This is a genomic window from Mycobacterium neumannii (assembly GCF_048452905.1).
GTDB classification, from domain to species: domain Bacteria; phylum Actinomycetota; class Actinomycetes; order Mycobacteriales; family Mycobacteriaceae; genus Mycobacterium; species Mycobacterium neumannii_B.
Window position 1 is genome coordinate 195,887 of record NZ_JBCGVF010000007.1, and the last position, 22,060, is coordinate 217,946.

Genomic DNA, 22,060 nt, shown 5'->3' on the forward strand with positions numbered 1-22,060 from the left:
GGTTCTCGTCGTCAGCTGTCCTCCGGTACGAGCAACACATCCGCGTCGAAGCAAGTGTGATCGCCCGTGTGGCAGGCGCCGCCGACCTGATCGACCTCGAGCAGCACCGTGTCGCCGTCGCAGTCGAGCCGCACCGAATGGACGTATTGGGTGTGCCCCGACGTCTCGCCCTTCACCCAGTGCTGTTGTCGAGAGCGTGAATAGTAAGTCCCGCGGCGGGTTTCCAGTGTGCGGGCCAGCGCGAGGTCATCCATCCACGCCACCATCAGCACCTGCCCGGTACCGCGCTCCTGGACGACGGCGGTGATCAATCCGTTGGCGTCGCGCTTGAGTCGCGACGCGATGTCTGCATCGAGCGTCATCGCACGGTTATCCCTTCGGCCGCCATCGCCGCTTTCACCTCTGCGATGGTGAGCTCTCGGAAGTGGAACACGCTGGCGGCCAGCACCGCATCCGCCCCCGAGGCGATGGCGGGTGCGAAATGCTCGGGTGCCCCCGCACCGCCGCTGGCAATCACCGGCACGTTGACGGCCCCGCGAACCGCCTCGATCATCGGCAGATCGAAACCGGCCTTCGTGCCGTCGAAGTCCATCGAGTTCAGCAGGATCTCCCCCACACCGAGTTCGGCGCCCCGCGTTGCCCATTCGACGGCATCGAACCCGGTCCCCCGGCGCCCGCCGTGAGTGGTGACCTCCCACCCCGACGGCGTCGACTCCTGGTCCTGCGGCACCGTGCGGGCGTCGACCGACAACACGATGCACTGTGAACCGAACTGCCGCGACAATTCGGCGAGGAGTTCGGGACGAGCGATGGCCGCGGTGTTGACCGCGACCTTGTCCGCACCCGCGCGCAGCAGCACGTCCACGTCGGCCACCGACCGCACCCCGCCGCCGACCGTCAACGGGATGAACACCTGCTCGGCGGTGCGTTTGACCACCTCGAGCATGGTCGCCCGCCCAGAGGAAGACGCCGTCACGTCGAGGAAGGTCAGTTCGTCGGCGCCCTCGGCGTCGTAAGCCGCCGCCAACTCCACGGGATCGCCTGCGTCACGCAGATTTGCGAAGTTGACGCCTTTGACCACGCGGCCATCGTCGACATCCAGGCACGGGATGACCCGCACGGCCAGATCCTTGCCGTCCATCAGAAGTCCTTGGGATCGCCGACCGAACGAAGCAGATCGAGCAGTTCTTCGTGCACACCGGGTCCCCCGGCGAGCGCCGACGGGCAGTCCACCGTCCACTCGTTGCCCGCCAGGTCGGTCACGACACCACCCACCGCGCGGATCAACGCCACTCCCGCGGCGTGGTCCCACACGTGGCCACCGAAACTGATTGCGCCGCCGAGGATTGCGGCTGCCGTATAGGCCAGGTCGATGCCGGTGGCCCCGTGCATGCGCATGCGTGAGCACTTGCGGCTGAGGCTCTCGATGACCGCGAGTCGGTAGCGTCCCGGCACCCTGCCGCGGGAGTCGACGCTGAACGTGCTGACCCCGACCATCGAGTCGGAAAGCGCTGCCCGGTTCAGCATCGGCAACTCGACGCCGTTGCTGCGCAGAGGCCCTCCGACCACGGCGGTGAACCGCTCCCTGGTGAAGGGAACCCACGTGAGTCCGGCCACCGGCTCTCCATCACGCACCAGGCCCAGCAGGATCGCCGCCATCGGCGAACCGGCGGCGTAGTTGAAGGTGCCGTCGATCGGATCGAGCACCCACACCAGCGGCGACTTGAGATCTGCGCCGCCGAATTCCTCGCCATGCACCTCGATCCCGGTTCTAGCGGTCAACGCCTCGACGACCTGTCGTTCGATGGCCAGGTCCACCTCGGTGGCGAAGTCGTCGCCCTTCTTCTGCACCGCGGAATCAGCGCGGTGGCCGTCGATGAACGGGACGGCTGCATCATCGAGGATCTGCGCGGCCTCGGCGACCAGGGCGTCGAGGTCGGCCGCATCGAGGGCCATTACCGCTCCACCGCGGCCAGGGCCTCAGGCAGGGTGAATCGACCGGCGTACAACGCTTTTCCGACGATCGCCCCTTCGACTCCTCGGTCGGTCAGCGTGGCGATCGCCTGCAGGTCGTCGAGGCTCGACACACCCCCGGACGCGATCACCGGCGCGTCGGTGCGGTCGGTAACCTGCGACAGCAGTTCGAGGTTGGGCCCCTTGAGCGTACCGTCCTTGGTGACGTCGGTGACGACGTAGCGTGGGATTCCTTGGCGGTCAAGACGATCTAATGTTTCCCAGAGGTCTCCGCCGTCGGTCTCCCATCCGCGGCCGCGGAGACGGTGGTCACCGTCCACGATCTTCACGTCGAGGCCGACCGCGACCTTCTCGCCGTGTTCGGCGACGACCTTCGCGCACCACTGCGGGTTCTCCAACGCCGCGGTGCCGAGGTTCACGCGGGCACAGCCGGTTGCGAGCGCCGCCGACAGTGACTCGTCGTCGCGGATGCCACCGGACAACTCGACCGCCACGTCGAGCTTGCCGACCACCTCGGCCAGCAGTTCTCGGTTGTTTCCCCGGCCGAACGCGGCGTCGAGATCGACGAGGTGAATCCACTCCGCGCCGTCACGCTGCCACGTCAGCGCGGCCTCCAGCGCGGAGCCGTATTCGGTCTCACTGCCGGCCTGGCCCTGCACCAGGCGCACAGCGCGGCCCGCGACCACATCGACGGCGGGCAGAAGAATCAAACGTTTCGGCACCGTGGTGGTCTCCTCTTCGCGCGAGCGCTCATCGGTGGTCAACCTAATGCCTTCACCCAGTTGGCGAGTAATGCGGCACCGGCGTCGCCGCTCTTCTCGGGGTGGAACTGCGTGGCAGAGAGCGGCCCGTCCTCGACGGCGGCCAGGAACGGCACGTGGTGCGTGGCCCATGTCAGTTTCGCGGCCGGTTCGCCCTCCCACTGTTGGGCGGCGTACGAGTGCACGAAATAGAGGCGGGTGTCCGCCTCCATTCCGGCGAACAATGTGCTGGCCTCGGGGGCGTCGACCACGTTCCAGCCCATGTGCGGGATCACCGGCGCGTCGAGTCGCACCACCGCACCGGGCCATTGGGCGCAGCCGGTGGTCTCGACCCCGAACTCCACGCCGCGGGAGAACAGAATCTGCATACCGACACAGACGCCGAGCACGGGACGCCCGGCCGCCACCCGGTCGGCGATAAGCTTTGGACCGTCGATCTTTCGCAGGCCGGCCATGCATGCCTCGAAGGCTCCGACGCCGGGAACCATGAGGCCGTCGGCGTTCATCGCGGCGTCGGCGTCGGATGTCACCGTGACGTCGGCACCGACGCGCTCCAAGGCGCGTTGAGCGGACCGGAGGTTGCCTGAACCGTAATCCAGGATCACGACTTTCGTTGTCACAGCGTGCCTTTCGTCGACGGCACACCGGTAACCCGCGGGTCGTACTCGACCGCTTGGCGCAGCGCCCGCGCGACGGCCTTGTACTGCGCCTCGGTGATGTGGTGGGGGTCGCGTCCGTAGATCGTGCGCACGTGCAGCGCAATGCGCGCATTCGTCGCCACCGACTCGAACACGTGCCGGTTCACCACGGTGTGGTACGGCGCCGAGGAACCGGCGATCGTGAAGTGCAGCATGTGATCCGGTTCTCCGGTGTGCACGCAGTACGCCCGGCCCGATACATCGACGGCGGCGTGCGCGAGGGTCTCGTCCATCGGGATCCACGCGTCACCAAAGCGGCGGATACCCTTCTTGTCGCCCAGTGCCTGCCCGAGTGCCTGCCCAAGCACGATCGCGGTGTCCTCGATGGTGTGGTGGCCTTCGATCTCGACGTCACCCTTGGCCTGCACGGTCAGGTCGAAACTCGCGTGACTGCCGAGTGCGGTCAGCATGTGGTCGAAGAACGGCACACCGGTGTCGACGTGCACCTGCCCAGTGCCGTCCAGGTTCAGTTCGACGACGATGTCGGACTCTTTGGTCTTGCGCTCGATCGTCGCGCGGCGGGGTTCGTTCACGGTGCTCCTACTGGGGATAGTTCGGTCGCGGCCAGGCGGGCGCTGGCGGTCAGCAGCGCGTCGTTCTCCTCGGCCAGACCGGTGGTGGCGCGCAGATAGCCGGGTATTCCGACGTCGCGGACGAGGATGCCCGCGTCCAGGTAGCGCTGCCAGGTGGCGGGGGCGTCGGCGAACTCGCCGAACAACACGAAGTTGGCGTCGCTGCCGATCACTCGGAAACCCATCTGCGACAGCGCTTCTGTGACGCGGTTGCGTTCGGCGATGAGAGCGGCGACGCTGCCGAGGGTGTCGTCGGCGTGGCGCAGTGCGGCGCGAGCGGCAGCCTGCGTCACCGACGACAGGTGGTAGGGCAAGCGGACGAGCAGCATCGCGTCGATCACCGCGGGTGCGGCGATCAGATACCCCAGTCGGCCGCCTGCGAACGCGAACGCCTTGCTCATCGTGCGGGTGACCACCAGCCGAGTCGGATACTCGTCGATCAGACGCACCGCGCTGGGCTGCGACGAGAACTCGCCGTAGGCCTCGTCGACGATCATCATGCCGACGCTCATCGCGTCGAGCAGCTTGCGGAGGTCGTCGACTGGAACGCTCTGCCCAGACGGGTTGTTCGGGCTCGCGATGAACACGATGTCGGGCGTGTGCTCCTTGATCGCGTGCACCGCCACGTCGATGTCGAGGCCGAAGTCATCGGCCCGGTTGGCCACCAGCCACTGGGTCTGCGTGCCGTCGGAGATGATCGGGTGCATCGAGTACGAGGGCACGAAGCCGATCGCGCTGCGGCCCGGCCCGCCGAAGGCCTGCAGGAGTTGCTGCAGGATCTCGTTGGAACCGTTTGCCGCCCAGAGGTTCTCAACGGTCAGCGGAGTTCGGGTCTGCGCCGAGAGGTAGGCGGCCAGATCGGTGCGCAGCGCCACCGCATCGCGGTCCGGGTACCGGTGCAGCTCCCCCGCGACCGCGGCGACGGACGCCGTCACATCGTCGATCAGGGCCTTGGTCGGCGGATGCGGATTCTCGTTGGTGTTTAACCGCACCGGAACGTCCAATTGAGGTGCGCCGTACGGCGCTTTACCGCGCAGATCGGCCCGCAGCGGCAAATCGTCGAGCGTCGCCCTCTTTCCGAGCGTCACCTTTCGAACCTCCGCCGCACCGCTTCGCCGTGCGCGGGAAGATTCTCGGCTTCGGCGAGGGTGATCACGTAGCCGGAAACGTCTTTCAGCGCGGCCTCGTCGTAGTCGACGACGTGGATGCCGCGCAGGAACGTCTGCACCGACAACCCGCTGGAGTGACGGGCACAACCCGCGGTGGGCAGCACGTGGTTGGATCCCGCGCAGTAGTCACCAAGGCTGACCGGTGCATATGGGCCGACGAAAATGGCGCCAGCGGAACGGATTCGAGCGGCCACCTCGCGCGCCTCGAGGGTCTGGATCTCGAGGTGCTCGGCGGCGTACGCGTTCACGGTTCGGATGCCGGCCTCCAGATCGTCGACGAGCACGGTGGCGGACTGCTTTCCGCCAAGCGCGGCGGTTACCCGCTCGCGGTGCACCGTCGTCTGTAGCTGGTTGACCAACTCGCGGTCGGTCGCGTCGGCCAATTCGATGCTGGGGGTAACCAGCACGCTGGCCGCCATCTCGTCGTGTTCGGCCTGGCTGATCAAGTCCGCGGCGACGTGGACGGGGTCAGCGGTGTGGTCGGCCAGGATCGCGATCTCGGTAGGTCCGGCTTCGGCGTCGATGCCGACCTGTGAGCGGCAGATGCGCTTGGCGGCGGTGACGTAGATGTTGCCCGGACCGGTGATCATGTCGACGGGCGCCAGTTCGGCGCCGTCGGTGTCGGTGCCGCCGTAGGCCAGCAGCGCGATGGACTGCGCACCGCCGACCGCCCATACTTCGTCGACGCCGAGCAGCGCGGCGGCGGCAAGGATGGTCGGGTGCGGCAGGCCGCCGAACTGTGCCTGCGGTGGGCTGGCGATCACCAGCGAGTCGACACCGGCGGTCTGCGCAGGGACGACGTTCATTACGACGCTGGAGGGATAGACGGCGTTGCCGCCGGGGACGTACAGCCCGACGCGCTCGACCGGTACCCAACGCTCGGTGACCGTGGCGCCCGGGGCGAGCGTCGTCGTCGTATCGGTACGGCGTTGGTCGGCGTGGACCGCGCGGGCGCGTTCGATGGCGACCTCGAGCGCGGCGCGGACATCTGCGGGCAGCTCAGCCAGGGCGGTCTGCAATTGAGCCGTAGGTACTCGGACCTGCGCGGGTCGCACACCGTCGAACGATTCGCCGTATTCCAACGCCGCATCGGCGCCGCGTGCCGCGACCGCGTCGACGATCGGGCGCACCTTCGGCACCACCGTGTCCACATCCACGCCGCCGCGCGGCAGGGCGGATCGCAGGCGCGCGGCAGAAAGGTGCGCACCCCGCAGATCGATGCGGGCGATCGGGCCCGGCGATAGATTCACGGTGTCCATTCTCCCAGAGCAGACCAAATTGGTTATGGAGGCACCATGCGAGCCAGCGAGCACCCGAATAACGCGCCCGGCGTGCCTATGCTATTTCCGCCGTGGTTTGAGAAACTGCAGGTCAAGTACCTGAATAACATGATCAGACCGCTTTCTCGACTGATGCCCGGGATGGCGATGATCAAACACCGTGGCCGCAAATCCGGAAAACCGTACGAGACGATCGTCACTGTCTATCGCAAGGGAAACACCGCGGCCGTCGCACTCGGGCACGGGAAAACCGACTGGGTGAAGAACGTGCTGGCCGCCGGCGAGGCAGACCTACGCCATGCCCGCCGAGACTTGCATCTGGTCAATCCGCGGATCGTGCCTGCCGGCGGTGACGCGGACGGGCTTCCGTTCATGGCCCGCCTCCAAGCCAAGAAGATGGGCATCTTCGTCGCCGATATCGCCTGAGCTACAACCGGCTGAACACCGTCTTGCCCGTCATCTTCGGCCACGCCTCCGGAGCCTCCTCCCACGACACCACACGTTCGACGGCAGGCGAAAGATCACGTCCGGCAAGCAGTTCCAATACTTCAGGTAGTACGGCGCGAGAGTTGACCCGCCCGGTGACGAAGCGCACGCCGCGGGTGTACATCGACAGCAGCGGCATCTCCACCGCGCCCTGGTAGTAGATGCCGGTATCCGTGCACACTCCGTCCGGCCAGGTCGCCCGCAGAGTCGCGGCCAACAGCGCCGGGTCCGCCGACGTATGCACCGTCACCGGATACGGTTCGGCGCTCTTGTCCGGCTTCTCGCGGTCGTGCACGGTCGCGCCCAGTTTCTCGGCCATAGCGAGCCGGTGCGGGTCGGTGTCGACGTAGTCGACGTGCACACCCGCCGCGGCTGCCGTCGCCGCCGCGTACAAGCCGATCGACAGCTGCCCGACGACCAGCACCCTGCGGTCGGCCGGTGTAAGCAGAGCAAGCTCCTCGCGATACGGCCCCACGCCGCGCCAACCATCGGGGATGTTGTCCGACATCGAAGCGACGGCCACGGGATCGGCGCCATCGGGCAACGGCACCAGCATCGCGTCGGCATAGGGCACCAGCACCAGGTCCGCCATGAAACCGCCGCCGTCGAGACCCGAAAGCGGCGCCATTCCGTACGTCGCCATCAGCGGCAAGGACGCACACGATCCGGTCGCGCCGCGCAGACACGCACTGCACTCACCGCAGCTGATCTGGAACGGCACGACGACACGGTCACCGACCGCGACGCTGCGGACGTCGTCCCCGATCGCGACCACCTCGGCTACTCCCTGATGTCCCACGGCATGACCGGGCGGCATTGGGAGCCGACCCTGCACCACCGCCACGTCGAGGTCACAACACGCCACGGCGATCGGCCTGACGAGTGCCTGTCGCGGACCGGCGAGTCGTGGATCGGATCCTTCACGCCACGCGTACTTGCCGGCGTCTTCGAGCATCAGCTGTTGCATGGTCGGCCCTTTCTTTAGTGATCGCTCAATTATTCTTGAGCGATCTTTCTAGTAAAGTCAAGGCATGCCTCGTCCGGACCGCAGCCGCACCGCCCTGATCGACACCGCGGCACTTCTGTTCCGCAGGCAGGGCTACGCAGCGACCGGCGTCAACCAGATCCTCGAGCTCGCCGACGTCAAAGCGGGCTCCCTGTACCACCACTTCCCCGAGGGCAAGCAGCAGTTGGCGGCCGCCGTGGTGGAGCGCGTCGGCGCCGACATCGAGCAGCGACTACGGGATCTGCTGGCCGCCGGCTCCCCCGTACCCGACCTCATCGACGGCTGGATCGACCTGATGGCCTTGGGACTGACCTCCGATCCACGCGACGGCTGCCCGATCGAACCGATCGCCACCGAGTCGGTCGACGCCAGCGCACGGGTTCGGCAGGCATCGGCAACGGCATTCGCCGGCTGGCGCAGGGCCATCGCCGACCGGCTGCACGCCGACGGGTGGGCGCAGGACGACGCCGAGCAGACTGCGCTGGCGTTGATAGCACTCATCGAGGGTGCGTTGATACTCGCCCGGATCGCGGGTGACACCGCCACCCTCGACTCCGCGAAAGTCGCCGCCAGGACGCTGTTGAGCCGGTGAGCTACTTGCAGAGCTCGGTGATGCTCTTGTTCTGCGCGTCGGCGTCGGACAGCCGCTTCGTTTGCGCCGGATCATCATTGGGCACTCCGGCCGTAGCGTTGGCGCCGATGTCCATCAGACTGTTCGCGAACTCTTCGACTTTCTCCGCGAGCACCACCGGGGTCGCCGGATCGAGCCGGTCCAGCAGGTACTGACCTCCGTCGTACAGCGAGATGCGCGCATTGGCGGCCACCGCCTGCGCGCCGGTGACGTCCTGTGGACCGCCTTCGGGTTGCATGTTCGTGTTGAGCGTGATGCCTTTCCGGACGACGTCGGCGGCGCTACAGATCTTGGCCTTGGCTTCGGCGACCTGCGTGGAATCGTATTCAGGCTCAGACGGGCTGGTCTTGTAGAGCGTCCATCCGGCGAGCGCCAAAGCGACGACGGCTACAACCAGGCTGGCGACGACCAACAATGTGAGGCGCCGCGACGAATCCTCATCCACGCGACCGATGCTATCGGCCCATTCAGATATCGAGCCCGATATCGAGCACCCGCACCGAGTGCGTGAGCGCCCCCACCGCGAGATAGTCGACACCGGTTCCCGCGTAATCCGCTGCGCTTTCCAGCGACAGCCCGCCCGACGATTCCAGTTTGGTCGCTGGTGAGCGAGAGTCGCGGCGCTGCACCGCGATCTGCGTCTGCCATACGGGGAAGTTGTCGAGCAGCACGAGTTCGACGTTCTCGGCCAGCACTTCGTCGAGTTGTTCGAGTGAGTCGACCTCGACCTCACATTCGAGCTCCGGCGCGGACGCGCGCACCGCCCGCAGTGCCGCCACCACCGACCCTGCCGCCGCGACGTGGTTGTCCTTGATCAGCGTCGCGTCCCCGAGCCCCATCCGGTGGTTGATCCCTCCGCCGACGCGCACCGCGTACTTCTGCAGTGCGCGCAAGCCCGGCAACGTCTTACGGGTGTCGCGGATCCTCGCCGCACTCCCGGAGACGGCCTCGACCCACGCCGCGGTTGCGGTTGCGATGCCCGACAGGTGACAAACCAGGTTCAGCGTGGTGCGCTCAGCGGTCAACAGCCCCTGCGTGGGGGCTTCGACGGTGAGCACGACGCCGCCCGGTTCGAGCCGGGCACCATCCTCGACGCGATGCTTGACCAGGTAGTTGTCGGGACCGATCACCTCGTCGAACGCGAGAAGTGCGATGTCCACACCCGCGATCACACCGGCCTCGCGGACCACCATGGACGCCGTGGTCCTGGCGTCGGCGGGCACCGTGGCCAGCGTGGTGACATCGGGCCCGTACCGCAGGTCTTCTTCGAGCGCACGAGCGATGACGCTTCGAGCCTCGGTGAGCTCGTCGGCGGTCAGTTCCATCAGCAGCACGCTCCTGCTGGGACCAGCGCGCGTGCCTGTACGGGGTCGGTGCCGGGGTAATCACGGCGATGATGGCAGCCCCGAGACTCGGTGCGGGTCAACGCACCCGCGGCGACCGCTACCGCAGCGGTGGTCAGCGCGGCGTCCTCGAAGTCGGTGCGCGAGCCGACCACCCGGGGTGGCGCGGTGTCGAGTTCCTTTGCCAGGATGCGCAGGCCGTCGGCGTCGCGGACCACACCGGCGTTCTTGGTCATCGCCCGCTGCAGATCGGCACGGGTCAGCGCAGGCCGCATCACGGGCTCCGGAGGACGCGCCGTCACGGACGCGGCGGCCAAAGCGTATGCGGCAGCGGCTTTTCCGGCTCTACCTCCGACGACGAGCCCCTCGAGCAAGCTGTTCGACGCCAGCCTGTTCGCGCCATGCATACCCGTGCACGCGACCTCACCTGCTGCGAACAGGCCCGCGAGCTCGGTGCGTCCGTGCACATCGGTGACCACACCGCCGCAGCTGTAGTGCGCACCCGGTAGCACGGGAATGGCCTCGAGCGTGGGATCGATACCGGCTGCTCGGCATGCCGCGGTCACCGTCGGGAATCGTTTCTCGAAGTTGTCGATCCGCCGCGCGTCGAGGAACACGCAGGGCGCGCCCGTCTGCTCGATGCGGGCGTGGATCGCCGCGGCAACCACATCGCGCGGCGCCAGGTCGCCCATCGGGTGAACACCCTCGGTGACCGAACAACCTTGCGAGTCAACGAGTATCGCGCCCTCACCGCGGACGGCCTCGGTGATCAGCGGGCGCCTGCCCGCGTTGTGTCCGTCGAAGAGCATGGTGGGGTGGAACTGGATGAACTCGATGTCGCTGACCGGAACTCCGACCCATATGGCCAGCGCGACACCGTCTGCCGTCGACCCATCGGGATTGGTTGTCGCGGAGTACAGGTGACCAAGTCCTCCGGTCGCGAGGATCACCGACGGTGCGTGCACCACACCGAACCCGTCGTCGTTGAGCACCAGCACACCGGTGACCGCTCCGGCGTCCTGCAGGATCTCGACCGCGACGTGGTTGGGTCGGACGTCCAGCGTGGCCGCGGCAACGTTGAGGGTTCGCTGAACCTCGGCACCTGTCGCGTCGCCGCCGGCGTGGATGATCCGGCGTCGGGAATGCCCCCCCTCGCGGGTCAGTGACCATGTGCCCGGCCTCGACTCATCGAATTGTGCGCCGTGTTCGACCAGTTCGGCGACCGCGCGGTACCCGTCGGCCACGATCGAGCGCACGGCTTCGGGATCACACAGCCCCGCGCCCGCAGCAAGCGTGTCGGCGATGTGCGCCTCGATCGAGTCGCCCTCCTCGCGCAGAGCGTCGGGCAGCACAACGGCGATCCCACCCTGCGCGTAGAACGTCGCAGTGTCACCGGTCTTGCTGAGCACCACGACTTTACGGCCTTCACGCTGTGCGGCGAGGGCAGCCACCAGGCCGGCCACACCGGTCCCGATGACTACGACATCGGCGCGCTGCTGCCAATGACCGGCCCACCTGCCGGCGCCGCAAGCCACCGGGCGCGTCATTCTCCGCCGCCGGGCTGGCCGATCTCGATCATGCGTTGCACGCTGGCCCGGGCCAGTCGTGCGGTCTCGGGATCGACGTGCACCTCGTCCTTGCCCTCCACCAGGCAGCGCAGTAGCGCGGCGGGGGTGATCATCTTCATGAACCGGCAGGACGCGCGGTCGTTGACGGCCATGAAGTCCACACCCGGTGCGGCGCGGCGCAACTGGTGCAGCATCCCCACCTCGGTGGCGACCAGCACCTGCTGTGCGCCGGTCTCGCGCGCGGCGTCCAGCATGCCGCCCGTCGACAGGATCTTGACGCGGTCCTCCGGGAAGGCACCCTCGCCGGCGAGGTACAGAGCCGATGTCGCGCAACCGCATTCGGGGTGAACGAACAGCTCGGCGTCCGGGTGAGAGCGGGCCTGGTCGGCGAGCTCGTCGCCGTTGATCCCGGCGTGCACGTGACACTCGCCCGCCCACACGTGCAGGTTCTTACGGCCGGTGACGCGCCGGACGTGCGCACCGAGGAACTGGTCCGGGCAGAACAGCACCTCGCAGTCTTCGGGTATCGACGCCACCACCTCGACGGCGTTCGACGACGTGCAGCAGATGTCGGTCTCGGCCTTCACCGCCGCGGTGGTGTTGACGTAGGACACCACGACCGCGCCAGGATGCTCGGCCTTCCACGCGCGCAGTTCGTCGGCGGTGATGGAATCGGCGAGCGAACATCCGGCTCGCTGGTCCGGGATGAGCACCGTCTTGTCCGGTGACAGGATCTTGGCCGTCTCGGCCATGAAGTGCACGCCGCAGAACACGATGGTGTCCTCGGGCACCTCGGCGGCGATCCGCGACAGCGCCAGCGAGTCACCGACGTGATCGGCGACATCCTGGATGGCGGGCAACTGGTAGTTGTGCGCCAGCAGCGTCGCGCCCCGCAGATCGGCAAGGCGACGAACCTCGGCGGCCCACTCCTCGTCGCCGTCGATCCCGGAGAAACCGGTGGGACCGTCGACGATGCGGCTCGAGAGGTTGTCTGCGGGCATCCGGTCCAGAACCGTCATGGCCGCCTCCTTCGTCCAAATCGAGTTTTCGACTTACAATCGAAAACATGGCACATACTAGCACCGCCCATGAGGTGCTCGCCGCCGTGTTCCAGGTTCGCGAAGCCGCTCACGGGGACACCGACCGGAAACCAGCACTTCACGTGCTGTTGTGGCAGCGCGCACTCGATCCGCAACGCGGAAATTGGTCCCTTCCCGGCGGACGTCTCGGCGACGACGAGGACCTGACCAGCTCGGTGCGCCGTCAACTGGCCGAAAAAGTGGACCTACGTGAGCTTGCCCACCTCGAGCAGCTCGCGGTGTTCTCCGATCCCTATCGAGTCCCCGGCGATCGGACGATCGCGTCGACCTTCCTCGGGCTGGTGCCCTCCCCCGCGGTTCCGGAGTTGCCGCCGGACACGCGCTGGCATCCGGTCAACGATCTGCCGCCGATGGCGTTCGACCACGGCACCATGGTCGAACACGCGCGCACCAGGCTCGTCGCCAAACTTTCCTACACCAACATCGGATTCGCCCTGGCACCAACGGAGTTCGCGTTATCGGCGTTGAGGGACATCTACAGCGCCGCGCTCGGACACCACGTCGACGCCACCAATCTGCAACGCGTGCTCGAACGTCGCAAGGTGATCACCCGCACGGGCACCACGGCGCGGTCCGGTCGCAGCGGCGGCCGCCCGGCGGCGCTGTACCGGTTCACCGAGTCGCGCTACCGCGTGACCGACGAGTTCGCCGCACTGCGCCCGCCCGGGTGAGTCGACTGGATTCTTAACGGTTCCTTAAGTAAGAATGGCCGAATGTCTCTGGGCAATGCCGCGCCAGCATCAGGTGCCGAGTGGATCGGGCACGTACCCCACCAGGACCTGGCGCGCGGCTCCCGGCCGCTGCGTCCCGACGACGACCCGTTCTATGAACCCCCGAGCGGCTTTCAGCACGCCGAACCGGGCACAGTGCTGCGCAGTCGCGATGTCGAGCTGGCCTTTTTCGGCCTGATTCCGCAGAAGTTCACCGCGACGCAGCTGCTGTACCGCACCACCGACATGAACGGTGCGGCGGAAGCCACCGTGACCACGGTGATCGTGCCCGCCGAGCGGACGAACCGCGACGTCATACCGGTGATCTCCTACCAGTGCGCGATCGACGCGGTGTCCTCGCGCTGCTTCCCGTCCTACGCGCTGCGCCGCAAGGCGCTGGCCCCCGGCGCGCTCGCGCAGCTGGAGTTCCTGCTGATTGCCGCCGCGCTCGCCGAGGGGTGGGCCGTTTCGGTGCCCGACCACGAGGGTGCGCACGGGCTGTGGGGCACGCCGTACGAGCCGGGATACCGCATTCTCGACGGCCTACGTGCGGCTGTGAGCTGCGAACGGCTCGGGCTGGACGAATCGGCGCCGATCGGCCTGTGGGGTTACTCAGGCGGCGGGCTGGCGTCGGCATGGGCGGCCGAGATGCACAGCCAGTACGCCCCTGAGCTCAACATCGTCGGCGCCGTGCTCGGCTCGCCCGTCGGCGACCTCGGACACGCCTACCGGCGGCTCAACGGCAGCCTGTACTCGGGGCTGCCCGCGATGGTGGTGGCCGCGCTGAGCCACGTCTATCCGGACTTGGACCGGGTCATCCAGGAGCACGCCACCGACGCCGGTAAGGCGATGTTGATGCGCATCCAGGACATGACCACCGCCCAGGCTGTGCTGCGGTTCGCGGGCATGGACATGGGCAAGCTGGTCGACCGGCCGCTGAACGAGATCCTCGATATGCCCGAGGTCAAGCACGTCTTCGACAGCATCAAGCTGGGCACCGCGGTGCCCACCCCGCCCGTGCTGATCGTGCAGGCCGTCCACGACAGAATCGTCTCGGTCGACGACATCGACGAGCTCAGCGAGATCTACCGCAGTGGCGGCGCATCGGTGACGTATCACCGCGACATGTTCAGCGAACACATGTTGCTGCACCCGATGTCAGCGCCGATGGCGCTGCGCTGGCTGATCGACCGGTTCGACGGTAAGCCGTTGTCGGAGCATCTGGTCCGCACGACGTGGCCGACGCTGCTCAACCCGATGACCTATGTCGGAATGACGCGGCTGGTCCGCATCGCGGTCAGGGTGATGACGGGCCGGAAGGTGGAGCGCTCTCCGCTGTGACGTCCGCCGCGGCCGGCGGGGGCACGAACGCAGGCACCTCGACAGGCGGCCAGGCACCCAGATCGTCGCGCGCGGTGGACACCGCGGCCAGCGAGTAGACGAGTGCGGCGACCGCGGCGGGAAACAGGATCGTCAGCACCGCCTGTATCGGGGAGGGCCCGAAGAAGACCGGCGGCGCCTCTATGACGTAGTACACACGGTTTTCGGGTGTCACCGGTGCGGCGGCCATGTCGATGGTCCCGTAGCGCAGGCGCACCAGGAGCGCCCCGATACCGGCGGCCACGCCCGCGGCGAGCATGCATCCCGTCGCCAGTGCCGCGGTCATCACCGGTCCCCGGTGCGCGCGCCACTGCCACACGGCCACCGCGGCGACGGCCCCCACGACGCAGAGCATGCCGACCAGCAGGAAGGCAGCGACGAAGAAATGGTCGCTTTCGTTGCCCAGGTGTGCGCGGACGCGGTCACCGTCGCGCGTCAGCGCTACGACACCGTGGACAGGCGGCGCCAGAATCGCCCACAGCGCACCGACGAGGGCACCGGCCGCCGCCAGTGCCACGACGACCGTCAGCGCTGCACGGGTACGTGAGAATCGCGGCGGGGCAACGTCGTTCATCGCTGCTCCAGATCTTTTGAATCGGTCAGCCCGTGCCGTGAGCACTTGGCAGACCACCCGTCGGGGCGCACCTGCACGATCATCCGCCTGCCGCATTCGGCGCAGAACCGGGGCGGCTCCAGACCCAGCCGGGCCGCGGTCGGTACAGCGGTGCCGTCGGGCTCGCCGGTGTAGACGTTGAACGCCATACTTCTACGTTCTACCGGCCGGCCTCAGAGACTGGCATTGAGCGCCTTGATCGGCATCTGCAGATCTTCGAGCAGTTCGAGGTCGGACTCGGCGGGCCGGCCCAGCGTCGTCAGGTAGTTGCCGACGATGACGGCGTTGATCCCGCCAAGAATGCCCTTCTTGGCGCCGAGGTCGCCGAGCGTGATCTCCCGGCCGCCGGCGAAGCGCAGCATGGTGCGGGGCAACGCAAGGCGGAAGGCCGCGACGGCCCGCAGAGCATCGGCGGCCGGCAGCACGTCGAGGTCGCCGAACGGGGTGCCGGGTCGTGGGTTGAGGAAGTTCAGCGGCACCTCGTGCGGATCGAGTTCAGCCAGGTTGGCGGCGAATTCGGCACGCTGTTCGAGGGTTTCACCCATGCCGAGGATGCCGCCGCAGCACACCTCCATACCGGCCTCGCGGACCATCTGCAAGGTGTCCCAGCGCTCTTCCCACGTGTGCGTGGTGACGACGTTGGTGAAGAACGACCGCGCGGTCTCGAGGTTGTGGTTGTAGCGGTGCACGCCCATCTCGGAGAGCTGCTCGACCTGTTCGGAGGTCAACATGCCCAGCGAGCAGGCGATCTGGATGTCGACCTCGTTGCGGATCGCCTCGATACCCGCGGCGACCTGTGCCAGCAGCCGCTCGTCGGGCCCGCGCACGGCGGCCACGATGCAGAACTCGGTCGCGCCGGTCTTCGCGGTCTGCTTGGCCGCCTCGACCAGGCTCGGCACATCCAGCCATGCGCTTCGTACGGGTGAGGCGAAAAGTCCTGACTGCGAACAGAAGTGGCAGTCCTCGGGGCAGCCGCCGGTCTTGAGGCTGATGATGCCCTCGACCTCCACGTCGGGGCCGCACCACGCCATGCGCACCTCGTGCGCCAACGCGAGCAGGTCGTCGAGCCGATCATCCGGCAACTGCAGCACCTGCAGCGTCTGGTCCTGGTTCAGGCCTTCGCCGCGCTCGAGCACCTGCTCGCCGGCCACTGCCAGAATGTCGCTCACTGATCACCTCTCGGTACTTGCACACGTCGGCGAGCCGACACTTGAACACGTCGGCGAGCCGACACTTGAACGCTGTTCAGGTTAGGGTACGGGCGTGCAGCTTCACAAACGTGACGTGGTGGCCGCGGCGGCGACGCTGTTGGACAGCTACGGTCTGGCCGACCTGACCATGCGGCGGCTGGCACGCGAGCTCGAGGTCTCCCCCGGCGCGCTGTACTGGCACTTCACCAACAAGCAGGAGCTGCTGGGTGCGGTCGCCGACCGGATCCTCGCGCCCGTCGGTGACGCCACCGGGGCCTGGCGGGAGCGGGTCTCGAGTGTCTGTGTGGCGCTGCGCGATGCGCTGTTGTCGCATACCGACGGCGCCGAGCTGGTGTCGGCCAGCTTCGCGGCCGGTCAGTCGACCGCGATGGCGCGGATCCTCGAACGGCTCGCCGAGGCCGCCCGCGACGCCGGTGTGCCCGACGGCCACGCCGAGCTGGCCGCCCGCACCGTCGTCTACTACGTGCTGGGCTTCACCGTCGACGAGCAGTCGCGACTGCAGTGGGATGCCGCCGGCGCCGACCTGCCAGGCGACCAGTCGGTGTTGGCCGAGGATGCGTCCGCCCGGTTCCGCTTCGGGGTGGGCCTGCTCGTCAGCGGGATCCGCGGCAGACAAGATCAACCGATCTAGAAGCCGCGGTAATTCTCGACGTCGTTCATCCACCGAGGATCGCCGGCGTCTACCGATGCGGTGAGGGCCCACATTCGGACCCCCTCGTCATGCCCGCCCACCATCGCGAAGCCGAGCTGGCGGTGTGTTTCGCTTGGCCCGGGCCGAATGAGCACCTCGACGATCTTGTTCGGGCGGCCCTCGGCTGTCACTCCGGCGAATTCACCCTGGTCGTAGAGCGGGCTCTCATGTACGACGACGTTGTCGGCTTTGGGCGCTTCATTACCGCTTCCGACAAGGGATTCCACATCTGGATAGGTGTTGGCCGGGTCCACCTTCAAAACGGGGGCGTACACGCACGAGAGTAGATTCTCGCCTTCGTCGGTGGGCGCCGACTTCTCGGCATAGTCGACCACGGTCAGATAGGTGTTGACGATCGCCTGGCCCGTGGCGTTCGCATCGTCGAGGGCCGCAAACGGTACGGGCGCCTTCTGACGCGAACCTCCAGAGTCGTCGAGTGCGGCGCGCCACTTGTCGCGCCAGGCGGCAGCATGCTCGGAGATGTAGGGCACGCACCGATCGATCCGATCGGAGTAGCTCAACTTCATGAACTCCGAGTGCGCCGAGTCGATGGTCGTCGGCGGCGGATTCGGGTGATAGAAGAAATTCATGATCAGCGATGTGCCGCCGACTAGAGCGCCGATGATGGCGATCGCCGTCGTCGTCCACCAATGGTGGCGGCCCGGACTCCAACCCGAAGTCCCGGCATCGTCGTCCGACTGCTTGGCCACCGAGGCGTAAGTTACCGGACTGACCGCCGCAAAATGGCAGATCAGCAGCGATGTCGTAGCACTCGGCTAGCGTTCCGTACGTGATCACCGTCGACGATGTGCGACGCACCACCGCGACGCTGCCGCGGTCGTACGAGGCGGTGGTCCGCGACAGCATCAGGTTCCGGGTCGGGCGCCTCGTCTACGCCGCGTTCTCGCGCGACGAGACGGTGATGGGCGTCGCCTTTCCCAAGGAGGAACGGGCCGCGATGGTCGCCGCCGAGCCCGACAAGTTCGCGCTGCCGCGCCAGTCGGAGATGCGGTTCAACTGGATACTTGTCCGGCTTGACGCGATCGGTCACGACGAACTTCGCGAGCTGCTGATCGACGGTTGGCGGATGTGCGTGCCGAAAAGCGTTGGCGCAACAGTCAGCTGATCGGATACTCGGCCCGGTTGTCGCCGTCCCAGTGACGCAGGCCGGTCACCGCACCCACTATGTCGCGGCCCACCGACTTGAGCGTCAGCGCCATAGGCAGCTTGTCGGGCGCGACGCGACGCGCCAACGTCACATGCGGTGTCCACTGCCCCGGATCGGCGTGGCCCAGGACGCCGTTAGGCATGTGCGGCAGGCACAGCTCATGCACCTGGCGATGCATTGCCAGCAGTTCTTCGGAGGGCACCACCAGCCGCACCAGCGTGAAGACATGACCGCCGAACAGCATCGGCGCTCCGATGGTGCAGTCCAGCGGCAGTCGCTCGAGCACCGGACGCAGCGCGGTGTTGGCCGTCTCTTCGAGGTTCTCGGCGACGGTCACGGTGACATGCGGCCGATTGCTCGGCGACGTGTTGCTCGCCTGACTGCGGATCCCGGCGCGTGTCAGGTCGTCCCAGACACCGCGGATCGCCGCGTCCGTGTCTGGATCGAAGACCAGCTCGACCGAATGCACCATGTCTAGACCAGGCTTTCGACCCACGCGGGATCAAAGGCGTGGGCGCTCATGTGCTCGAAATCGGATGCGGTCAGCACACCGGCACCCGCAGGCAGGATCCCCCGCACGGGAGCCAGCTCGGCCAGCGCGGCGCGGTTGCCCTGCTCGGCGACACCCGGCGACGACGGCCACGCGCCCACGACCAAGCCGGCACACGGAATACCCTCGTGTGCAAGCGCTTCCAGTGTCAGCGCGGTGTGGTTGAGCGTACCGAGCCCGGCCCCGACGACCACCAATACCGGTGCACCCAGGTCGCCCGCGAGGTCGCGCAGCGTCGTCCCCGCTCCGATCTCGACGAGCAGCCCGCCGGCCCCCTCCACCAGTGTCAGCGACGCGGCCGCGGACCGCACCGACTCGACCAGTTCGGGGCGGGTCGGCAGCGTCATGCCCGCCCGGCGCGCGGCTGCGACGGGCGCCAGCGGCTCGGGATAGCGCCATCCGCCGTGCAGCCGGGACACACCCGAGAGCCGCCCGACGTCGGCGAGGTCGTCGTCGTGGGGGCTGCCGGTCTGTACGGGTTTGCACACCGCGACGTCGATGCCCGCCATTCGGGCGTGGCATGCCAGGGCTGCGGTGGCGATCGTCTTTCCGATGCCGGTGTCGGTGCCCGTGACGAGGAGCGTGCTCACCGGCGCGCGGTCAGCACGTCGGCGAGCACCTCGGCCGCCAACTGCATCTCGTCGTCGGTCAGCGACGCCCGCGCGGTCAGTCGCAGCCGCGATGTGCCTGCCGGCACCGTCGGCGGCCGGAAGCACCCCACGCGCACACCGCGATCCAGGCATGCCACCGCCGCGCCGAAGGTGACGTCTGCGTCGCCGAGAACCACTGATACCACGGCCGATTCGGGAAGCTCCGACACCGAGCAGATAGACGCGAGCTCTGCGGCGCGGTCGATCACGGCCCGTGCGCGCCACGGCTCGGCGGCCAGAATGTCGAGCGCAGCCCAGGCCGCACCGACGGCGGCGGGCGCCAGCCCGGTGTCGAAGATGAACGGTCGCGCCGCGTCGATCAGGTGGTCACGCACGACCGTCGGGCCCAGAACCACACCGCCTTGGCTGCCCAGCGCCTTGGACAGCGTCGTGGTCACCACGATGTCGGGCGCACCGGCCAGGCCGACTTCGTGCAACAGCCCGCGTCCGCCCGTGCCGCGGACGCCGAGACCGTGGGCCTCGTCGACGATCAGCAGTGCGCCGTGGCGGCGGCAGACGTCGTGCAGGGCGCGCAGCGGTGCGAGGTCACCGTCCGCGGAGAAGACGGAGTCCGTCAGCACGACCGCGCGCTCCTCGCTGCGTGCCGCCAACGCCGCCTCCACCGCGGCGACGTCGCGGTGTGGCGTGACGACGACCCGCGCCCGCGACAAGCGGCACGCGTCGACCAACGAGGCGTGTGTCAGCGCGTCGGACACCAGCAGCGACCCCGTACCCGACAGCGCGACGACCGCGCCGAGGTTGGCGGTGTAGCCGGACGAGAACACCAACGCGGCCTCCGCGCCGACGAAGCCGGCCAGCGCCCTCTCGAAACCCTCGTGCAGCTCGGTGTTTCCGGTGACAAGGCGCGATCCGGTGGAACCCGCACCCCAGGTTCGCAACGCTGCCACCCCGCCGTCGATCACCGCGGGATGCTGCGACAGGCCCAGATAGTCGTTGGAGGCCAGGTCGAGCTCGGTGCTGACCGGTGGCCGCGCACGCAGGGAACGCCTCAGCCCCGCGGCGCGCCGCTGCCTTTCGACATCGTCGAGCCACGCCAGCGGTGAGAGACCTGCGCGCGTCACCGTGCTCCTCGCATCGGACTTGAACAGCGTTCAGGTTAGGGCACCCGCGCGCGGCGGCACAAATGTGTAGTCATGGTTCGCGAGCGCCTGATGAGTTAATGGCTTGGTTCATCACCCAGGGCCCGGGCGACCGCGCCCATCCCCGCGGTGATCTGCGCGATCTCCCCGGACGTGCAGATGTACGGCGGCATCGCGTAGATCAGGTTGCGGAACGGGCGCAGCCACAGGCCGTGTTCCAGCGCCACGGGCGTCGCGACCTTCAGGTCGACGGGACGGTCCATCTCGATGACCCCGATCGCGCCGAGCACCCGCACATCGGCCACCCCGGGCAGGGACGACGCGGAGGCCAGCCCCGAGCGCAGTCCCGCCTCGATCTCGCGGACCCGCGTGCGCCAGTCCTGGTCGAGCAGCAGTTCGACCGCGGCGACCGCGACCGCGCATGCCAGCGCGTTGGCCATGAACGTGGGTCCGTGCATCAGGGCGCCCGGCTCGTTCGAGCTGATCGTGTGGGCGACCTCCCGTGTGCAGAGCGTCGCGGCCAACGTGATGTAGCCGCCGGTGAGCGCCTTGCCGACGCACATGATGTCGGGGCTCACGCCTGCGTGGTCGGCCGCGAACAGTTCACCGGTCCGGCCGAAGCCGGTCGCGATCTCGTCGAAGATCAGCAGCACCTCGTGCCGGGTGCAGATGTCGCGGAGCTCCGCGAGGTAGCGGGGGTCGTGGAACCGCATCCCGCCCGCTCCTTGCACGACGGGTTCGACGATCACCGCGGCCAGTTCGTCGGCGTGTTCGGCCAATTGCTTCTCGAACGACTCGACGTAACCGGCGTCGTAGTCGCGCGGCACCGGCGGTGCGAACTCCTGGGCGACCAACACGTCCGTCCACAGCTCGTGCATCCCGCCGTCCGGGTCGCACACGCTCATCGGGGTGAAGGTGTCGCCGTGGTAGCCCCCGCGCCAAGTCATCAGGCGATGCTTGGCGCCTCGGCCCTCGCTGCGCCAGTACTGCAGCGCCATCTTCACGGCCACCTCGACCGACACCGACCCCGAGTCGCTGAAGAACACGGTGTCCAGGCCGTTGGGCGTGATCTCGACAAGCAACTGCGCGAGCCGTGCGGCCGGTTCGTGGGTGAGCCCGCCGAACATGACGTGATTCATGGTGGCGAGCTGGTCGGTGATCGCGGCGTCGAGCACCGGATGACCATGGCCGTGGATCGCGGTCCACCACGACGCCATCGCGTCGAGAACCCTCACCTCGCGCCCGTCGTGATGGAGGCTGAGCCAAGCGCCGCGCGCACCGACCGCGACGACGGGAGCCAAGGCTTCCGCGCCGATCGTGCTGTAGGGATGCCAGACGTGGGCGGCGTCGATCGCAGCGATCTCGGCGGGCGTCATGGCTGGCACCTTCGGTAGATTAT

General features: G+C 67.8%; 27 protein-coding genes. 6 read left to right on the forward strand and 21 right to left on the reverse strand.

The genetic code is table 11. The features are described 5' to 3' along the window. Nucleotides 1-11: 11 nt before the first annotated feature. The 8 genes from hisI to hisD are packed head-to-tail and all read right to left on the reverse strand — an operon-like array spanning nucleotide 12 to nucleotide 6,433. Nucleotides 12-362 (reverse strand): phosphoribosyl-AMP cyclohydrolase, encoded by a 351-nt coding sequence (hisI, locus tag AAHH99_RS21215; RefSeq protein ID WP_418770460.1) that lies wholly within the window; start codon nucleotides 360-362, stop codon nucleotides 12-14. Next, nucleotides 359-1,141, reverse strand: a complete 783-nt coding sequence (hisF, locus tag AAHH99_RS21220; protein WP_094294280.1) for an imidazole glycerol phosphate synthase subunit HisF — start codon at nucleotides 1,139-1,141, stop codon at nucleotides 359-361. The genes hisI and hisF overlap by 4 nt, the downstream gene beginning before the upstream one ends. Then, nucleotides 1,141-1,956 carry an inositol monophosphatase family protein gene (locus AAHH99_RS21225; protein ID WP_418770461.1) on the reverse strand — a complete coding sequence of 272 codons (816 nt, stop codon included), beginning with the start codon at nucleotides 1,954-1,956 and terminating at the stop codon, nucleotides 1,141-1,143. The genes hisF and AAHH99_RS21225 overlap by 1 nt, the downstream gene beginning before the upstream one ends. After that, nucleotides 1,956-2,684: a bifunctional 1-(5-phosphoribosyl)-5-((5-phosphoribosylamino)methylideneamino)imidazole-4-carboxamide isomerase/phosphoribosylanthranilate isomerase PriA gene (gene priA, locus AAHH99_RS21230; protein ID WP_418770731.1), complete on the reverse strand. Its 729-nt coding sequence runs from the start codon at nucleotides 2,682-2,684 to the stop codon at nucleotides 1,956-1,958. Before priA ends, AAHH99_RS21225 begins: the two co-directional genes overlap by 1 nt. Before the next feature lie 50 nt (nucleotides 2,685-2,734). Beyond that, nucleotides 2,735-3,355 carry an imidazole glycerol phosphate synthase subunit HisH gene (gene hisH, locus AAHH99_RS21235; RefSeq protein ID WP_418770462.1) on the reverse strand — a complete coding sequence of 207 codons (621 nt, stop codon included), beginning with the start codon at nucleotides 3,353-3,355 and terminating at the stop codon, nucleotides 2,735-2,737. Further along, a complete protein-coding gene (hisB, locus tag AAHH99_RS21240; protein WP_418770732.1) occupies nucleotides 3,352-3,984 on the reverse strand; it encodes an imidazoleglycerol-phosphate dehydratase HisB in 633 nt (210 codons plus the stop codon). Before hisB ends, hisH begins: the two co-directional genes overlap by 4 nt. Next, nucleotides 3,963-5,093 (reverse strand): histidinol-phosphate transaminase, encoded by a 1,131-nt coding sequence (locus AAHH99_RS21245; protein WP_418770463.1) that lies wholly within the window; start codon nucleotides 5,091-5,093, stop codon nucleotides 3,963-3,965. The genes hisB and AAHH99_RS21245 overlap by 22 nt, the downstream gene beginning before the upstream one ends. Beyond that, entirely contained in the window at nucleotides 5,090-6,433 is a 1,344-nt protein-coding gene (hisD, locus tag AAHH99_RS21250) for a histidinol dehydrogenase (protein WP_418770464.1), read from the reverse strand. Before hisD ends, AAHH99_RS21245 begins: the two co-directional genes overlap by 4 nt. Before the next feature lie 36 nt (nucleotides 6,434-6,469). Between hisD and AAHH99_RS21255 the strand changes: the two genes are divergently transcribed. After that, complete coding sequence (locus AAHH99_RS21255) at nucleotides 6,470-6,880, forward strand: nitroreductase family deazaflavin-dependent oxidoreductase (protein WP_418770465.1); 411 nt, start codon at nucleotides 6,470-6,472, stop codon at nucleotides 6,878-6,880. Nucleotide 6,881: 1 nt separating this feature from the next. Here the strand turns inward: AAHH99_RS21255 and AAHH99_RS21260 are convergent, their stop codons facing one another. Next, complete coding sequence (locus tag AAHH99_RS21260) at nucleotides 6,882-7,907, reverse strand: zinc-dependent alcohol dehydrogenase (protein WP_418770466.1); 1,026 nt, start codon at nucleotides 7,905-7,907, stop codon at nucleotides 6,882-6,884. Between the two features lie 64 nt (nucleotides 7,908-7,971). On the opposite strand from AAHH99_RS21260, the gene AAHH99_RS21265 reads away from it, so the two are divergent. Continuing rightward, nucleotides 7,972-8,538 (forward strand): TetR/AcrR family transcriptional regulator, encoded by a 567-nt coding sequence (locus AAHH99_RS21265; RefSeq protein WP_418770467.1) that lies wholly within the window; start codon nucleotides 7,972-7,974, stop codon nucleotides 8,536-8,538. Nucleotide 8,539: 1 nt separating this feature from the next. Here AAHH99_RS21265 and AAHH99_RS21270 read toward each other — a convergent pair whose 3' ends face one another. From AAHH99_RS21270 to nadA, 4 genes are read right to left on the reverse strand one after another with little or no spacing between them, the layout of a single operon-like run. Further along, nucleotides 8,540-9,022 (reverse strand): hypothetical protein, encoded by a 483-nt coding sequence (locus AAHH99_RS21270; protein WP_418770468.1) that lies wholly within the window; start codon nucleotides 9,020-9,022, stop codon nucleotides 8,540-8,542. Nucleotides 9,023-9,044: 22 nt separating this feature from the next. Beyond that, nucleotides 9,045-9,902 (reverse strand): carboxylating nicotinate-nucleotide diphosphorylase, encoded by an 858-nt coding sequence (gene nadC / locus AAHH99_RS21275; protein ID WP_418770469.1) that lies wholly within the window; start codon nucleotides 9,900-9,902, stop codon nucleotides 9,045-9,047. After that, nucleotides 9,902-11,467: an L-aspartate oxidase gene (locus AAHH99_RS21280; RefSeq protein WP_418770470.1), complete on the reverse strand. Its 1,566-nt coding sequence runs from the start codon at nucleotides 11,465-11,467 to the stop codon at nucleotides 9,902-9,904. The genes nadC and AAHH99_RS21280 overlap by 1 nt, the downstream gene beginning before the upstream one ends. After that, entirely contained in the window at nucleotides 11,464-12,507 is a 1,044-nt protein-coding gene (nadA, locus tag AAHH99_RS21285) for a quinolinate synthase NadA (protein ID WP_418770471.1), read from the reverse strand. Before nadA ends, AAHH99_RS21280 begins: the two co-directional genes overlap by 4 nt. Nucleotides 12,508-12,554: 47 nt before the next feature. On the opposite strand from nadA, the gene AAHH99_RS21290 reads away from it, so the two are divergent. Continuing rightward, the gene (locus AAHH99_RS21290; RefSeq protein ID WP_418770472.1) at nucleotides 12,555-13,259 is read left to right on the forward strand and encodes an NUDIX hydrolase; all 705 of its coding nucleotides are present in this window, start codon (nucleotides 12,555-12,557) and stop codon (nucleotides 13,257-13,259) included. Nucleotides 13,260-13,301: 42 nt separating this feature from the next. Further along, on the forward strand, nucleotides 13,302-14,639 hold the full coding sequence (locus AAHH99_RS21295; protein ID WP_418770473.1) for a lipase family protein: 1,338 nt from the start codon (nucleotides 13,302-13,304) through the stop codon (nucleotides 14,637-14,639). Here AAHH99_RS21295 and AAHH99_RS21300 read toward each other — a convergent pair. Genes AAHH99_RS21300 through bioB form a run of 3 tightly spaced genes read right to left on the reverse strand, consistent with a single transcriptional unit; the run spans nucleotide 14,596 to nucleotide 16,460 of the window. Next, nucleotides 14,596-15,252, reverse strand: a complete 657-nt coding sequence (locus tag AAHH99_RS21300; RefSeq protein WP_418770474.1) for a DUF2567 domain-containing protein — start codon at nucleotides 15,250-15,252, stop codon at nucleotides 14,596-14,598. The genes AAHH99_RS21295 and AAHH99_RS21300 overlap by 44 nt on opposite strands. Then, complete coding sequence (locus AAHH99_RS21305; protein ID WP_418770475.1) at nucleotides 15,249-15,440, reverse strand: hypothetical protein; 192 nt, start codon at nucleotides 15,438-15,440, stop codon at nucleotides 15,249-15,251. The genes AAHH99_RS21300 and AAHH99_RS21305 overlap by 4 nt, the downstream gene beginning before the upstream one ends. A gap of 24 nt (nucleotides 15,441-15,464) precedes the next feature. Then, nucleotides 15,465-16,460 (reverse strand): biotin synthase BioB, encoded by a 996-nt coding sequence (bioB, locus tag AAHH99_RS21310; RefSeq protein WP_418770476.1) that lies wholly within the window; start codon nucleotides 16,458-16,460, stop codon nucleotides 15,465-15,467. Nucleotides 16,461-16,554: 94 nt separating this feature from the next. On the opposite strand from bioB, the gene AAHH99_RS21315 reads away from it, so the two are divergent. Further along, on the forward strand, nucleotides 16,555-17,133 hold the full coding sequence (locus AAHH99_RS21315; protein WP_418770477.1) for a TetR/AcrR family transcriptional regulator: 579 nt from the start codon (nucleotides 16,555-16,557) through the stop codon (nucleotides 17,131-17,133). On the opposite strand, the gene AAHH99_RS21320 is transcribed toward AAHH99_RS21315, so the two are convergent. Then, a complete protein-coding gene (locus tag AAHH99_RS21320) occupies nucleotides 17,130-17,903 on the reverse strand; it encodes a hypothetical protein (protein ID WP_418770478.1) in 774 nt (257 codons plus the stop codon). The genes AAHH99_RS21315 and AAHH99_RS21320 overlap by 4 nt on opposite strands. A gap of 80 nt (nucleotides 17,904-17,983) precedes the next feature. Between AAHH99_RS21320 and AAHH99_RS21325 the strand changes: the two genes are divergently transcribed. After that, nucleotides 17,984-18,319 carry an MmcQ/YjbR family DNA-binding protein gene (locus AAHH99_RS21325; protein WP_418770479.1) on the forward strand — a complete coding sequence of 112 codons (336 nt, stop codon included), beginning with the start codon at nucleotides 17,984-17,986 and terminating at the stop codon, nucleotides 18,317-18,319. Here the strand turns inward: AAHH99_RS21325 and AAHH99_RS21330 are convergent. The 4 genes from AAHH99_RS21330 to AAHH99_RS21345 all read right to left on the reverse strand — a co-directional run bounded on the left by AAHH99_RS21330 (nucleotide 18,312) and on the right by AAHH99_RS21345 (nucleotide 22,037). Continuing rightward, a complete protein-coding gene (locus tag AAHH99_RS21330; protein ID WP_418770480.1) occupies nucleotides 18,312-18,833 on the reverse strand; it encodes a 2'-5' RNA ligase family protein in 522 nt (173 codons plus the stop codon). The two genes, AAHH99_RS21325 and AAHH99_RS21330, sit on opposite strands and share 8 nt — an antisense overlap. Before the next feature lie 2 nt (nucleotides 18,834-18,835). Beyond that, nucleotides 18,836-19,501: a dethiobiotin synthase gene (gene bioD / locus AAHH99_RS21335; protein WP_418770481.1), complete on the reverse strand. Its 666-nt coding sequence runs from the start codon at nucleotides 19,499-19,501 to the stop codon at nucleotides 18,836-18,838. After that, complete coding sequence (locus tag AAHH99_RS21340) at nucleotides 19,498-20,643, reverse strand: 8-amino-7-oxononanoate synthase (RefSeq protein WP_418770482.1); 1,146 nt, start codon at nucleotides 20,641-20,643, stop codon at nucleotides 19,498-19,500. The genes bioD and AAHH99_RS21340 overlap by 4 nt, the downstream gene beginning before the upstream one ends. A 95-nt stretch (nucleotides 20,644-20,738) precedes the next feature. Further along, complete coding sequence (locus AAHH99_RS21345) at nucleotides 20,739-22,037, reverse strand: adenosylmethionine--8-amino-7-oxononanoate transaminase (protein ID WP_418770483.1); 1,299 nt, start codon at nucleotides 22,035-22,037, stop codon at nucleotides 20,739-20,741. Nucleotides 22,038-22,060 lie beyond the last annotated feature (23 nt).